This is a genomic window from Enterococcus sp. C63, assembly GCF_040887215.1.
Taxonomy (GTDB): Bacteria; Bacillota; Bacilli; order Lactobacillales; family Enterococcaceae; genus Enterococcus_B; species Enterococcus_B hirae.
Window position 1 is genome coordinate 567,376 of the sequence record NZ_JBFOFI010000001.1, and the last position, 13,735, is coordinate 581,110.

Below are 13,735 nucleotides of genomic sequence, written 5' to 3' on the forward strand. Positions count from 1 at the left end.
AAAAAGACAATTCATTTCAGAAAAAAAGAAAAAAAGTTGCAATCATTCGCAACTTTCTCTTGATTTGTTCTTTAGTTTTTTGTAGACTCACGCAAGATAAGATCCGTTTCTACAATGATTTTTCTCGAAACAGGTGCTTTTTCATTCATCATTTGTAACACGGTCTCTACCGCCAGTTCCCCCATCCATTCCGTGTGAACTTTGACTGTCGAAAGAGCTGGTGAAACATATTTTGCTACACTAATGTCATTGAATCCGATCAATGAGATATCCTCAGGTACTTTCAGACCTTTTTCGTTAATTGCCTTCAATGCACCGATCGCTAGTGTGTCATTTGCTGCAAACAGCGCCTCAAACGAATACTGTCCACTATCTAAGTATTCTTTGACTTTCCGATAGCCAGATTCAACTGAAAAATCTGCTTCAATGATCGTTGTAGTCAATCCTTTACCAGCCATGATTTGTTGGTAGGCGGCAATCCTTGGGTCATCAATCCGTTGATGTCCTTTTTTGGTGTATTCCCTACCAGCAAGCATTGCAATCGCTTTTTTATCCTGGTTAAAAAAATAATCAATCACTTTTTGGATACTTGTTTGAAAATCAACGATTAATGAATTAATGTTATAGGGTGTTCCATCAAAATCAACTAATAACAGATTGCTTTGTGTCTGCTTCAATTCAATCAACTGCTGCTCATCGAATTTTCCCAGAGCAATCGTTCCATTTGTCGGTCTATCACTGATAGCGTCCCACGTTTCCTTTAGCAAAGTCACATTTGATTCCTCTGCCTTTTTCTCTATTCCCAAACGAATAGCAAGATAATAGAGATCCTCTAATTCTTCTTGATCATTGTACCATTGGATCAAACGCAACGACTTTTGATTCAACGATGTGTTTCTATGATGCTTCGTGTAATTCAGCTCTTCAGCAGCCTCAAAAATTTTTCTTTTCGTTGCTAGGCTAACTGATAACTCCTGATCATCATTTAAGACTCTTGACACAGTAGCAGGAGAAACCCCTGCCAACTTTGCAATATCTTTAATCGTTGCCACTTGTTTCTCCTCCTATCTATTCCACTCGGGCATTCTTCTTAAAGCGTTGCAGTAAAGCGTTGGAAAGCTTCTTGACCTTTTGTATCGCGTTTGAATACCCCTGAATCTTCCAACACACGAGCAAAAACTTTACCAATAGCTTGCTGAACGATCTCTGTTACTGTTTCAGTTGTCACATTTGGATGGTCGGCTTTCAAGCCCTTCGCCCATTCCATGTGATACTCAGCTATCTTATTTTCTTGTCCAAGCAAATACTTTTCTACTTCTGCCATTTCTGATTTTAAACGAGGTGGTAAAACAGCTAATCCCATGACTTCGATCAAACCGATATTTTCTTTTTTAATATGCTGAATATCTCGGTGAGGATGGAAAATCCCTTCTGGATGTTCGTCAGAGACATTGTTATCTCGTAACACTAAATCGAGTTCAAAATAATTTTCGCGTTTTCTAGCAATTGGTGTAATCGTATGATGGGGCGTACCATCTTTAGAAAATGCCGTCACTGCTACCGCGGGATCTGAATATTGTTGCCATTTTTCTAAAATACTATTAGCAGCTTCCACTAGGATTTCTTTCCCCGTCGCTTGCAGACGAATGACAGACATTGGCCATTTGACAACACCTGCGATTACTTGAGGATAATCCGATAATTTGATTAATCGTTCGATTGGAGCTTTAGCCATTGGAAATTCATGGCGCCCTGCTTGGTAATGATCATGTGACAGAATCGATCCTCCAACAATTGGCAGATCTGCATTTGAACCAACAAAGTAGTGTGGTAAAACCTCTGTGATTTTTAATAAACGTGAAAATGTTTCTTTCGTAATCTTCATAGGACGATGCTCTTCTGACAAGATGATCGAATGTTCATTGTAATAAGCATATGGAGAATACTGAAATCCCCAACTTTCCCCATCAAGATTCATTCTGATGATTCGATGATTGGTGCGAGCTGGATAATTTAAACGTCCTTTATAGCCTTCATTGTTCATACAAAGCATACACTCAGGATAATCAACTTTTTTGGCATGTTTTTCGGCAGCAATTTGCTTAGGATCTTTTTCAGGTTTGGATAAGTTGATCGTAATCTCTAATTCGCCATATTCTGAAGGATACGTATACCTGATATTTTTCGCAATCGCTCTGGTTTTGATATAATCATTTCTTTTACTCAATTGATAAAAGTAGTCTGTTGCTTCTTCTGGATTTGTTGCGTAATGTTGTGCAAAAAACGCATTGACTACTGATGGTGGTGGTGTTAAAAAATCCATTAATTGTGCTTCAAAGATTTCGATTTCAGCTGGTAAATCAGTAACCATTTCATTTTTTTTGGCTTGTTTGACTAACCGATCAAGTAACACCACCGATTCTTCTGAAACAGGGCGCACTTCAGTGTTTTCCAAAGCCTCTTCGCCGATCATTCCCAAAATTCGATTTTGTAAATAAATTCGATCCATTTCCATCCAGCCACCAGCTTCAATTGCTAGTGTCGTAAAATCACAAATCGTTTGACTGATTGTCATCTTCTCTCTACTCCTCATAACCATGGGGATGACTCACATGCCAATCCCAGGCTGTTTTAATGATTTCTTTTACATCTGTGTAAGCTGGTCGCCAACCTAAGATTTCTTCAGCTTTAGCACTGGAAGCGACCAACCGGCTTGGATCTCCGGCTCTACGTGGTGCCACCTTAGCTGGAATTTCTCGATTTGTTACTTCTCTAGCCGCTTCAAGCATTTCTTTGACGGAGTAGCCTTGATTGCTCCCTAGATTAAAGAAGTTACTTTCATTCCCCGCTCTTAAATATTCTAAAGCTAAGATATGGGCATCAGCCAAATCTTCCACTTGAACATAATCTCGGATGCATGTTCCATCGGGTGTATCGTAATCATCACCGTAAATCGCCAAAGAATCACGTTGACCTAGAGCTACTTGGAGAATAATAGGAACTAAATGCGTTTCTGGTGTGTGATCTTCCCCAATCGATGCATCTGCTTTTGCACCTGCTACATTGAAATAACGCAATGCTACATATCGCATGCCATAGGCTTGGTCACACCATTTCATCATTTTTTCCATCATCAATTTGCTTTCACCGTACGGATTTTTTGGATTCGTAGGAGTTGCTTCGGTAATTGGTGATTCTGTAGGTTCACCATAAGTGGCTGCTGTAGATGAAAAGACAATATTCTTCACATGATATTCATGCATCACTTCTAACAATATTTGCATACCATAGACATTGTTATTAAAATACTTCAATGGTTTCTCAACAGACTCTCCCACTAATGAACTAGCTGCAAAATGAAGGACTCCTTCGATCGTTTCTTTTTCAAAAACAGACTGTAAAAAAGATTTATCCCGAATGTCACCTTTGTAAAATTGTGCTTTAGGATGAATTGCTGCTTGATGCCCCGTTAATAAATTATCCACTACTACCACTTGATAGTTTTGATTGATCAACCGATCAACAGCATGTGAACCGATATAACCTGCGCCACCCAATACCAAGATTGCCATGAAAACACTCCTTTTTTTACAAAAGCAGCAAAAAGTACGTTTTGAATCGTTTGAAACTATGAATCTTTTGTTTCTGTTGCCTTTGCTATTTATTTAGTAAATTTATAATAAAACATTTAGTAAATATTTTCAAGAAAAATTTGTAAAGGTTTCCAATAAATAGACGTCAGACTAGCCTTTTTTTTCAATTTGTTACATAATAGAAGCAACAACTAATAAACGAGGTGGATTTAATGAAAAAATTTGTATCTGGAATTTTAGTCGGTAGTCTTGCAACAGCGGCAGCTGTTGCTGGATTGGTAGCTTCAGTTAAAAAAACAGTAATCGATCCCATTGATGAAAAAGAAACAATGATCGAAGAAAATCGTAAAAAAGCGATGCGTAAACGTGTAGCTCGCTAATCTTTAAACGATTCAAGAAAATCATCCCTTTTATAGCCCAAAGAATCATTATTAATTAGTAAAACACAACCGATCTTAAAAGTTAGATGAATGATCTAGCCTTTAGAGTCGGTTGTGTTTTTTGCTTCAATTGGTTGCCCTTCCAAGAATCAGCTGTGCCACTTTATCGATTTGCCTCAAATTCCAAGCATCGGTATATGGTCGTGAGACTGTAGCTGTCAACCAATCCACACCTTCGACCGGAATCCCTAAACAATATAAATTTTCTTCTAGCTCTCCCTGTTTGTTCCAGACTTGATTGGTGCTTAGTTTGATATCAATTGCACCAGTTTCATACACGCCAGTCGTGTCCTGATAAGTAAAAGGACGAATCAGCTGATGTTTTTTCAAGCTATTTAATGCTGGGTTCTTTGTTTGTGTCAAATCAGTCTGCGGGAGTCGGGCTTCAATCAAGTAGCGACTTTCAATCCGTTGTCCCTCGTTTTCTACGATAAAGAAACCGGCCTCTGTTTTGATTTCCAGCGGTGGGGAAACGATTGTGAAAATACCCGCATCAATCAGAGCGGCTAATTCTCTTGTCCGAACAACTGGCGGACCGATCGTGAGAAAAGCATTGAGCTTAGTAAACCAACCCCATAATACTTCTCTATATTCTTTGGCAGTGAAGATGCCCCATTCAATGACCAGATGGACAGGATCACGCCAATCTTTTAACGCATCAAAAGCTGAAGCAATCGCCCCAGTACAATTTCCTTTCATTGATTCATTGATTTGATAATCAATAAACCTTCGACTTTCTTTTTGAAAGTCGTGCTTCTCATGATAGATAGGCGTTTTAAAAAAATCCCACTCCCATTGATAAGGCTGTAATTCAGGAAATTGTTTTTGCCAATCACTTTGATCACGTGTTAAAAAGATTTGTTCAAATAATACTGGTGAAATAGCTAGATGTTTTTCCTCAATTAATTTCTTATAATAAAAAAGTTCGACATCTTTTTTTAGCAAGTCGAAAAACAGTTTTCCAGTTAATTGTTGATTTTGATAAAGCTTTGCTAAATTTTCTTTGGTGATCAATTTAGGAACAGCCATTGCTCCTCCCCGTTTTTCATTTTTTCCTCGAGGAAAATAGGGCAACCCTTTTCTAGACCCGCAGTATACGATCGGCTCACGTCCAGACGGCAAATATACCAATTTCTCTGTTTTTCAAACTTACCTCCTCTATTCTCGGTAAGTAAACCTACATAATCAAAAAAACTTAGACCTAATCCTCTAAGAATCACTGTGGCTTTTGGCGGGATAGTTTCTACGGAAACATCAGCTGGATTTGCTGGCGGTTGGTAGAACAATTGCTCTTTTTCAGCATAGTCATAAAACCTTTTCTCGTCTTTGGATACTTTATTTTCCCAATGTCCCATAGTCATCACTAACTGATCTACTACTAAATGCTGTTCGTTTGTTTTCAAGTAAAAACCTGTCTTTATCTTATCAATCTCTTTCACTAAGGATCGAACGATAGTGAATGAATGCGGTGCTAATTTTTTTAATTGTTCATAAAACCACTGTTGGTACAAGCCATAAAAACATCTGGTAGCTGGTTCATTGGCACGTAAGCGCTCGGCTTCTGCCAAAAAAAATTCTTTATTCACAAACTGTTGCTTTTCGATATACTTTTTCGCCTCTGTTTGGCTCCATTGATATAAATTAGGCCCCGGTGAAATCTCTCCGCCACTTGTTAATGTTTCATCTGTAAAAAGCGTAACTTGCTGAGAGACTGAGTTCATCAATAACTCTGTTGGTTGATCGAGCCGCCAGACTCGACCACCAGGCCCATCAGGATCGAATAAACAGATCTGGATATGTTGGTTTTCCCGATTGTTTCGGATCAATCGTTCTACCATGCTTAGTCCTCTGGGGCCTGCCCCAACAATGCCAATAATCATCGATTCAGCTTCCTTTCCATCAACGCTTTTAGCACCACGGCTTGATTTTGCTGTTCATTCTTTGCACCATAAACTAAGGTCACAATTGGATAGTTTTGACAGAGTTCAGCTAACTGCTTGACTGCCAATTGCTTTTCTTGATCTGTCATTAACTCTTCTAGGTATTTTTCTTCAAAAACAGGAAAACGCTCAGGAAGATGTCCAAAGAATTTTCTCAACTCAGTACTTGGTGCAATCTCCTTTAACCATAGATCAATCTGTGCTTTTTCCTTTGATATCCCTCTTGGCCATATTCGATCAACTAAAATTCTAAAGCCATCACCCTTTTCGCGCGCACTATACACTCTTTTCAGTTTGATCATTTTCTCCACTTCTTTCATTGCTTATACATTGATCATAGCATAAATGATTAGATTCTCCTTTGATTATGTCATAGCAAAAAATCGTGGCTTGATTTCTGTTAGTACTCCAAATACTAAATTTCAATTTTGCACGCTCAATGGATACTTGCTAGTGATTCCTATCTCCCTTTTCTAGAGGAACAATGTGTTGGCATTGATTATTATTATGACAAGCATCATTAGTTTCGCTCGATTGTCGTCTCAATATTTTTTTTAAAGGTACCCCACCCTTATCCATTTCAATTCCTTGACAATTTGTTATATTCTCTGGTTTATCTGTGTTACTCTTTCTGAAAATGTTTAACGATTGACCCCACTTCTTAATCCTTTTCCTGAACGTTAGCTTTTCAGTTGTCAACTTACTTGTTTTTTTTTCTTGAATGTTTTCTGGTTTTGAACTATCTTTTTGTTCGACCAATTGATCTTCTATTATTTTTTGTGGAGAATCTAATACGCTTTCTATATTTTCTATAACCACAGAATTGGTTATAGAGACTTTACTTTGGCTTGGACCATCATGGCTGATTAAGCGTTTTATGTTATAATCCTTTACGACCTGCTGATATAATTGGGCAGAAAGATCTAGTGAGTATAATACTCTCCCAAGTTCAGATTGCTTTACCTTCTTATTTATAATCTTAGACACAACCGATTCAACGATCTCCTCATATGTCTTTCCTTTTAATTTACCAGCTAGTGAAACCTCAATCGTTCCAACAAGTTTATCAAGTTCCTTTTTTCTTTTTTCTGTTATTTCTTCTTTTTTTACTATTCCTGCAGGTTGTTGCTCAGTGAAAGTTTCATTAGATATTTCTGGCATTGCCTTTTCTCCCCCATTGTTTGATTTATCATTGAATCATCATCATACATGACGTACGCAATGGAGATAGAACTTTTATTTCTGGAAAGAATAAAATTTAGTATTTTATCTTGTGCGATCTAATGAATCCTTTTTATTCCCGTTGCCTAATCGAATAATCAGTCATGCAATTTTCTAAAAAGTACCTGTTACTTTATATACAAAAACTTCTGATAAATTGGCTCTGTCATTTGTGGAACTGATGAATGTATCAATCCCAAAAAATAAGACCAAAATCTAACTTCTGGTGGTTACTACAGAATCAAAGTTGATCCTTCAGCCCCAATTTCCTTCCAAATGAAATAACAAAAAATCTGAGACAGAATGAGGTTCATTCTGACCCAGATTTGACTTTACACGACTCATCAGGATTGACCGATAATATGACGTCATGACGTTCTATACTTTTTTACTTTTAATCTTGCCAGACCAGCCATCATATCCGCCTTTTAAGATATAGATATCTTGGTAGCCAGCTTTTCTTAACTTATTCGCTGTACGAATACTTAAGCTTTTCTTTTGGTCGTAGATATACACCGGTTGATCTTTTCGGATAGATCCTAATGAATCTTTTAAAACAGTATAAGGGATATTTCTTGCCCCTAAAATATGTCCTGCATCAAACACGTCTTTTTCACGAACATCAATGACTTGTGCCTTACGCATCCCATCACGAAATTCTTCTTCTTCCAGTGTTTTTGCAGAACGTTTTGCCATTACTCGTAGATAAACTTCCCAAAACACAATAGCAAGAATAATCAATAGCAAAATGATGTTAATTACCCATAAAACCATGTCATTCCTCCACGTTATTCCGCAAATTTCAAGGCTAATGAAGCAGCACCGATCACGCCAGCTTCATTTCCTAATTCTGCTAATTTGATTTTTGTTGATTGTTGTACTTGAGGGAACGTAAATTGGTTGAAATATTTTTCAACACGACTACGTAAAAATTCCCCGGCAGCAGATACTCCGCCTCCTAAAACAATACTTGATGGGTTCATAGTGTTCCCTAGATTACCGCAAGCTAATCCTAAGTAGAAACAAACACGATCAACGACCATCAGACCAAATGGATCGTCTGCTTGTGCCATTTCAAAAATATCTTTACTTGTTACTTCTTCTCCATTATCAAGCATTGCTTTTAATTTTGAATCTCCGGCATACTCTTCTGCTAAGAAACGTGCTAAGCGAACTACACCTGTTGCACTTGAAACTGTTTCTAAGCACCCTCTTTTACCGCATGTACATTCAAAACCTTCTGGGTCCACTGTAATGTGTCCAATCTCGCCACCTGCACCAGCAACGCCGTGGATCAAGTTCCCAGCAGCAACGATTCCGCCACCGACACCCGTTCCTAAGGTAACAAAAATAACGTCAGGATCATTTTCCCCTGCACCTTTCCAGCGCTCACCCAAAGCAGCAACGTTCGCATCGTTATCAATAGCAAATTTGATTCCAGTTCCTTCTTCAATTTGTTTTTTTACGTATTGAAGTTCAGTCCAATTTAAATTGTAGGCTCCGATCACTGTACCTGCTTCACTATCGACACTTCCTGGTGTTCCCATACCGATTCCGATGAAATTTTCAGCATTCATGTTATATAATTTGATACGATGATTTACTGACTCGATAATTTCCGGAATAATATGTTTACCGTCATCCAATATATTGGTATCGATGCTCCATTTTTGTTGAATCTCTCCTTCTGGTGTTAGAATTGCAAATTTTGCTGTTGTTCCACCTAAATCAATCCCAATAATTTTTTTGTCCATTACAAGTTTCCTTTCTTTCGGCTTTCTTCCACTCGGTGCTCTCGTTTTAGTATGCGCCACGCTGTCATGTATGTATCATGATCGATCAAACGACTGTCATGAAGATTCTTCAATTCAATCGTCATTAATTCAATATCATAGATACGTGACCCAACATAGACAAAGATGCCAAATCGTTTGAGCAGTTGTTGCACGTCATATAAGCTCTCCATCTCAAAGCACTTCCTTCACATTATACAAGTAATCCGTAGTTTTTTAAACCCAATAAAACACATATTATCAAAAGAAATCCAAAAACAAGCGTAGATAGGATTTTTTGATGAATCGAGTAATTGGTCACTTTCTGTGGTAGACCGATGATATTTCCTATAAGCAAGCCACCAACAATCCCACCGAGATGCCCCCAGATATCGACTGAGGTATCCGTCAAACCAAATACAAAACTGATAACAATAAACAACATGTAATGACGAATCAATTGGCGAACCTGAGAGTTATTTTTGAAATGAAATCCAAGAATGAATAACGCACCAAACAAACCAAACAAAGAAGTACTTGCTCCACCAGATAGAACGCCAAGATCGTTGAATGCAAAACTCGCTGCATTCCCAAGGATACCACTAAACAAGTAGATCAAGAAAAAACGCCAATGACCGTAGAGTGTTTCAATTTGGTCTCCCATAAAATATAAAATCAAAGAATTCATGACAAAATGCACCAGTCCAAAGTGAATGAAAATCGGTGTAATAAACCGCCACCATTCATTTCCAACTACAATAGACGGCCCAAACATGCCTAAATATGCTGGAATATTTAAAAATGGAAAGAACTCCATCATTGCAAACACGATGGTTTGTATCGCTAAAAACAAATAAGTCAAAATTGGTCTTCTTAGCCAAGCGTTTAATTTTAATTTCTGTTGATAATTCATGTAACCCTCCTTATTATTTATCGATAAACAAGTGTTGCACTTTTTTATCAAAACTTTCTGGTACCCATTGATTGTTTATTTGTTCTTGAAAAACCAGACTACATGTCTGGTTCGGATAATTGGCTAGATAGCGATCATAGTAGCCTCCACCAAAACCAATCCGATAACCATTTTGATGATAAACAACCCCTGGAACGATCAGCAAATCGATAGCGTCCGGTGAAAAAGAATGATCAGATAATGGCTCCAATACGCCAAAAGCGGTGCGTTCAAATCGGGTATCCGGATCAATTTTAAAAAAACACATTTGACGTTCAGGCAATGTCTTAGGAACAAGTATGGTTTTACCCTCTTCCCATGCCTTTTCAATAATTGGGGTCGTAGCCACTTCTATCTCATTTGCCATCGTCAAACCAACCACTTTTGCTTGCTGCCATTCATTACTTTGAAAGAGTTGTTGGTAAATTTTTTGCTCTTTTTGCTGCTTCTGTTCACTTCTAGCAATCTTTTGTAAATTTTCAATGCCAAGTTTTCTAAGTTTTTCTTTAATATGACTCAAACGTATCAACCCACCTCTCGTTAAAATGGTAGCGGAAAATAGTAAAAATAGCAATTTAACTTTTTAAATAAAAAGAGTTTTATAAACAGAATTTAAGACATCACTCTCACTCTTTATTCTAAAAACGAGTAAACGGTGTTCACGCATCAGCTCCTTGAAATAAGCCTGAATTTTTCAAAACATGAGAAGCTGTTAAAAAAAATTCTTTCTTATTGTCATTGGAGCTTTCCGATGCCTTCACGACCTCTAATTCACTCTTTTCATTTGAATAGACAGAATAATCGTAGTCTCAAAATAACGAGAAACTACTTTGGGAAACACTGCTTACACAATACGATCGTTTCTTCCCCGTATTTATTTTCTAAACAATCGTTTGTTTGGAAAATAATAAATATAAGAAATATGGAGCTCCTAGGACCGCAATTAAAATCCCAGTAGGAATCTCACCACTTGGTAGAATCACTCGTGTAAGAACATCTGCAATCGTTACAAAAAATGCCCCAAATAATCCACTCAAGATCAAGGACAGTTGATTTTCTCTTTTGACGACAAATTTAGCCAAATGAGGAGCTAACAAACCGACAAAAGATAAGCTGCCAGCTACCGCAACGCTTCCGCAGGCTAAAGCAACAGCGAGTATCAATAGGATTTTTTGACTTTTCTGCACGTCTAATCCTAGACTTTGCGCTCTTTCTTGACCAAAAGATAATAAACCAATTCGTCGACTGTAAATCAGCACGAAAGGAAGCAAAATGACTGCCCAAGGTAACAATGAGAAAACATATGGCCAACTAGCTCCCCAAAGTGAACCTGCTAACCAGGCATTAACAAAACCATAGTTTTCTTTCGACAATTTAATCGTAAATAAAAGCATCAATGCCGACAATCCAGCATTGACTGCAATTCCTGATAGTAAAAGCCGGTTCATCCCTAAAAAACTATTTCTCGTATAAGCAAACAAATACACAAGTAAAGCTGCAAGCAAGCCGCCTAGAAAAGCCACGATCAATAGTAAAAACGGAAAAGTTTGGTTGGCATAAAAGCCCAAATAAATCATAACGAAAAAACCTGCTCCAGCGTTAATGCCCAATATGCCAGCATCAGCTAGTCTATTTCTGGTAACTCCCTGCAAGATAAAGCCTGAAATACCTAAACACATACCAGCAAGAAGACTGATTAATAGACGAGGGGCACGAAATTCATAAACAATCAACTCTTGGATTGCCGAACCCTTCCCTTGAAACACCTCAGCTAATTGATCAAATGGAATAAATGGTGTGCCAATCATTAAACTTGCAACTATACTAACAACTAATAACACAAATAAAATAACTAGTGATTGGTAACTTCTTTTCATCCTTGTTCCCTCCTTACTTGGAGTAGTAAGAACGGTACACCGATCAAGGAAATAATTAAGCCGAATGGTGTTTCAAATGGCGGATTGATCATTCGCGCAACATAATCCGCTAGCATCACTAATCCTCCACCTACTAAAAAAGAGGCTGGTAAAACATACCGATAATCGGAACCAATGATTCCTCGGACGATTGGTGGAACCATCAATCCAATAAATGAAACTGGTCCAACTAACGACACCGCCATTGCAGCTAACCCCGCCACTAATACAAATGCAAAAAATCTGATCCGTCCAGGGTTCCCCCCTAATGCCAAGGCATGTGACTCACTTAAGTTGACCAACGAGATGGAGCGACCTAACAAAAAGGAGCCACTAACTGTCAACAGGTAAATTGGAGCCAAAATTTCCAATTGATGCCATGTGACGTTCGCAGCGCCTCCCACGAACCAAAACGCCAAGTCTTGTTGCAAATTGAATAGTTGTGTCAGCGCTTGACTAATAGCTGTAAAAAAAGTACTGATCGCAACACCTGCTAAAATCAATTGAAGTGGATTCATCCCCATTTTTGAAAAACGTAAGAAACCAAAAACAAATAATGTAACTACCAACGAACCAAGTAATGACAGTAAAAAAACAGAAAAAGCAGAAGCTTGTGGCCAAAACGCAAAACAAAGAGCCATTGCAAGTGATGCTCCTGCATTAATTCCTAATAACCCTGAATCAGCTAAAGGATTCCGTGTCACCCCTTGCATCAATGCGCCACTAAGAGCAAAACAGCTTCCGACCAAGAAAGCCCCCAGCACTCGAGGCAACCGAATCGTTCGGATAATCAACTGCGATTGAACTGAGTCGTCAAATTTAAAAATCGCTTGCCACAAATTAGAAAAGTCGACAACCGCCGCTCCATTGGCTAACGCAAAGAAAAATATACTAACTACTCCTAGCAACAATAGGGAAAGAATCATTCGTTTCCTCTTTGTCTTCATTGTTCATCCTCCTTACGATCATTGATTAAATCGTAAGACAAAACAACGGGTTTATTCGTTTCAGGCAATTCGATGATCTGCGCTTCAATTTCATAGATTTCCCTCATCCATGACGTTGTGATTACTTCATCAGGTGTGCCTTGAACCACTATTTGTCCTGCTTTCATCCCAATTAAATAGTCAGAAAAGCGAGAAGCGTGATTGATGTCATGGATCGACATTAAAATGGTTGTCTGTTTGATACGATTGATCTCTTTCAGTAAATGTAAGATTTCCAATTGATGCGCAGGATCTAAAAAAGTGGTTGGCTCATCTAAAATCAAAATATCCGCTTCTTGGGCTAAAGCCATCGCAATCCAAACTCGTTGAGCTTGTCCACCTGATAGACTCAAAAGCTCTCTTTCTTTCAACTTAGTTAGTTGCGTCGCTTCCAACGCCCATTGGATAGCATGTAGATCTTCTTCATTTAATCCACTAAAAAATTTTTGATAAGGATAACGACCATAAGAGACCACCTCTTCGACAGTCATGCCTAAAGGGTGTTCACTACTTTGGGCTAACAGTGCAATTTTTTGCGCTAACATCTTAGGACTATATGTAGAAATTTCAGATCCATCTACGATAATCTTTCCTTCTTTGACAGGTAACAGTCGAGTAAAACTTTTTAATAAAGTTGATTTACCACTACCATTAGGACCAATCAAACTTGTCACTTTTCCTTCTGGTATCTTGATAGACATTTTTTCAATCACTTGTTTATTTAAGTAACCCGTTGTAATATCAACAGCTTCAATCGTCGTCAAATTTTTCATCCTTTCCCTGAAAATCATTCTCAATTATGAAGCTCCTTCACAAATTCGTCAAGTTTTACTCTAAATGGCTCTTTCCCGAAAATAGTTGACATGACCACTATTGTCAGGAATAATATCAATTGAGAATGATTATCAATGAAAA

General features: G+C 38.0%; 14 protein-coding genes and 1 pseudogene. 1 reads left to right on the plus strand and 14 read right to left on the minus strand.

Going from position 1 to position 13,735, the window contains the following annotated elements; all coding sequences use genetic code 11:
• Positions 1-71 precede the first annotated feature (71 nt).
• From AB3H90_RS02475 to galE, 3 genes are read right to left on the minus strand one after another with little or no spacing between them, the layout of a single operon-like run.
• Positions 72-1,052 carry a LacI family DNA-binding transcriptional regulator gene (locus AB3H90_RS02475; protein WP_010718851.1) on the minus strand — a complete coding sequence of 327 codons (981 nt, stop codon included), beginning with the start codon at positions 1,050-1,052 and terminating at the stop codon, positions 72-74.
• 38 nt (positions 1,053-1,090) lie between these two features.
• On the minus strand, positions 1,091-2,575 hold the full coding sequence (galT, locus tag AB3H90_RS02480; protein ID WP_368016106.1) for a UDP-glucose--hexose-1-phosphate uridylyltransferase: 1,485 nt from the start codon (positions 2,573-2,575) through the stop codon (positions 1,091-1,093).
• A 7-nt stretch (positions 2,576-2,582) separates the two neighbouring features.
• On the minus strand, positions 2,583-3,572 hold the full coding sequence (galE, locus tag AB3H90_RS02485; protein WP_010737796.1) for a UDP-glucose 4-epimerase GalE: 990 nt from the start codon (positions 3,570-3,572) through the stop codon (positions 2,583-2,585).
• A gap of 233 nt (positions 3,573-3,805) precedes the next feature.
• Here galE and AB3H90_RS02490 point away from each other — a divergent pair, with 233 nt between their 5' ends.
• Positions 3,806-3,973 carry a DUF3042 family protein gene (locus AB3H90_RS02490; protein ID WP_010718848.1) on the plus strand — a complete coding sequence of 56 codons (168 nt, stop codon included), beginning with the start codon at positions 3,806-3,808 and terminating at the stop codon, positions 3,971-3,973.
• 126 nt (positions 3,974-4,099) lie between these two features.
• Here the strand turns inward: AB3H90_RS02490 and AB3H90_RS02495 are convergent.
• From AB3H90_RS02495 to AB3H90_RS02545, 11 genes and pseudogenes are all read right to left on the minus strand, one after another.
• Positions 4,100-5,913 (minus strand): annotated as a pseudogene (locus AB3H90_RS02495) (FAD/NAD(P)-binding protein).
• On the minus strand, positions 5,910-6,275 hold the full coding sequence (locus AB3H90_RS02500) for a DUF488 domain-containing protein (RefSeq protein ID WP_010737798.1): 366 nt from the start codon (positions 6,273-6,275) through the stop codon (positions 5,910-5,912). The pseudogene AB3H90_RS02495 and the gene AB3H90_RS02500 overlap by 4 nt, the downstream one beginning before the upstream one ends.
• Before the next feature lie 148 nt (positions 6,276-6,423).
• Positions 6,424-7,134: a hypothetical protein gene (locus AB3H90_RS02505; RefSeq protein ID WP_368016107.1), complete on the minus strand. Its 711-nt coding sequence runs from the start codon at positions 7,132-7,134 to the stop codon at positions 6,424-6,426.
• A gap of 438 nt (positions 7,135-7,572) precedes the next feature.
• Positions 7,573-7,968 (minus strand): rhodanese-like domain-containing protein, encoded by a 396-nt coding sequence (locus tag AB3H90_RS02510; RefSeq protein WP_010737800.1) that lies wholly within the window; start codon positions 7,966-7,968, stop codon positions 7,573-7,575.
• Between the two features lie 14 nt (positions 7,969-7,982).
• Positions 7,983-8,948 carry an ROK family glucokinase gene (locus AB3H90_RS02515; RefSeq protein WP_010718843.1) on the minus strand — a complete coding sequence of 322 codons (966 nt, stop codon included), beginning with the start codon at positions 8,946-8,948 and terminating at the stop codon, positions 7,983-7,985.
• Positions 8,948-9,160: a YqgQ family protein gene (locus AB3H90_RS02520; protein ID WP_010718842.1), complete on the minus strand. Its 213-nt coding sequence runs from the start codon at positions 9,158-9,160 to the stop codon at positions 8,948-8,950. The genes AB3H90_RS02515 and AB3H90_RS02520 overlap by 1 nt, the downstream gene beginning before the upstream one ends.
• 20 nt (positions 9,161-9,180) lie before the next feature.
• Entirely contained in the window at positions 9,181-9,879 is a 699-nt protein-coding gene (locus AB3H90_RS02525; protein ID WP_063627259.1) for a rhomboid family intramembrane serine protease, read from the minus strand.
• Positions 9,880-9,892: 13 nt separating this feature from the next.
• Entirely contained in the window at positions 9,893-10,438 is a 546-nt protein-coding gene (locus AB3H90_RS02530; RefSeq protein ID WP_010737802.1) for a 5-formyltetrahydrofolate cyclo-ligase, read from the minus strand.
• A 361-nt stretch (positions 10,439-10,799) separates the two neighbouring features.
• Positions 10,800-11,795, minus strand: coding sequence for a FecCD family ABC transporter permease (locus AB3H90_RS02535; RefSeq protein WP_368016108.1), 996 nt, complete (start codon positions 11,793-11,795; stop codon positions 10,800-10,802).
• Positions 11,792-12,781 (minus strand): iron ABC transporter permease, encoded by a 990-nt coding sequence (locus AB3H90_RS02540; protein WP_014834567.1) that lies wholly within the window; start codon positions 12,779-12,781, stop codon positions 11,792-11,794. The genes AB3H90_RS02535 and AB3H90_RS02540 overlap by 4 nt, the downstream gene beginning before the upstream one ends.
• Positions 12,778-13,611, minus strand: a complete 834-nt coding sequence (locus AB3H90_RS02545; RefSeq protein WP_368016126.1) for an ABC transporter ATP-binding protein — start codon at positions 13,609-13,611, stop codon at positions 12,778-12,780. The genes AB3H90_RS02540 and AB3H90_RS02545 overlap by 4 nt, the downstream gene beginning before the upstream one ends.
• Between the last annotated feature and the right edge of the window lie 124 nt (positions 13,612-13,735).

Coding starts and splice junctions, on each gene's coding strand:
- AB3H90_RS02540 (WP_014834567.1), bottom strand. CDS start 12,781: ATGAAGACAAAGAGGAAACGAATGATTCTTTCCCTATTGTTGCTAGGA.
- AB3H90_RS02525 (WP_063627259.1), bottom strand. CDS start 9,879: ATGAATTATCAACAGAAATTAAAATTAAACGCTTGGCTAAGAAGACCA.
- AB3H90_RS02545 (WP_368016126.1), bottom strand. CDS start 13,611: ATGATTTTCAGGGAAAGGATGAAAAATTTGACGACGATTGAAGCTGTT.
- AB3H90_RS02505 (WP_368016107.1), bottom strand. CDS start 7,134: ATGCCAGAAATATCTAATGAAACTTTCACTGAGCAACAACCTGCAGGA.
- AB3H90_RS02490 (WP_010718848.1), top strand. CDS start 3,806: ATGAAAAAATTTGTATCTGGAATTTTAGTCGGTAGTCTTGCAACAGCG.
- galT (WP_368016106.1), bottom strand. CDS start 2,575: ATGACAATCAGTCAAACGATTTGTGATTTTACGACACTAGCAATTGAA.
- AB3H90_RS02535 (WP_368016108.1), bottom strand. CDS start 11,795: ATGAAAAGAAGTTACCAATCACTAGTTATTTTATTTGTGTTATTAGTT.
- AB3H90_RS02510 (WP_010737800.1), bottom strand. CDS start 7,968: ATGGTTTTATGGGTAATTAACATCATTTTGCTATTGATTATTCTTGCT.
- AB3H90_RS02520 (WP_010718842.1), bottom strand. CDS start 9,160: ATGGAGAGCTTATATGACGTGCAACAACTGCTCAAACGATTTGGCATC.
- galE (WP_010737796.1), bottom strand. CDS start 3,572: ATGGCAATCTTGGTATTGGGTGGCGCAGGTTATATCGGTTCACATGCT.
- AB3H90_RS02515 (WP_010718843.1), bottom strand. CDS start 8,948: ATGGACAAAAAAATTATTGGGATTGATTTAGGTGGAACAACAGCAAAA.
- AB3H90_RS02500 (WP_010737798.1), bottom strand. CDS start 6,275: ATGATCAAACTGAAAAGAGTGTATAGTGCGCGCGAAAAGGGTGATGGC.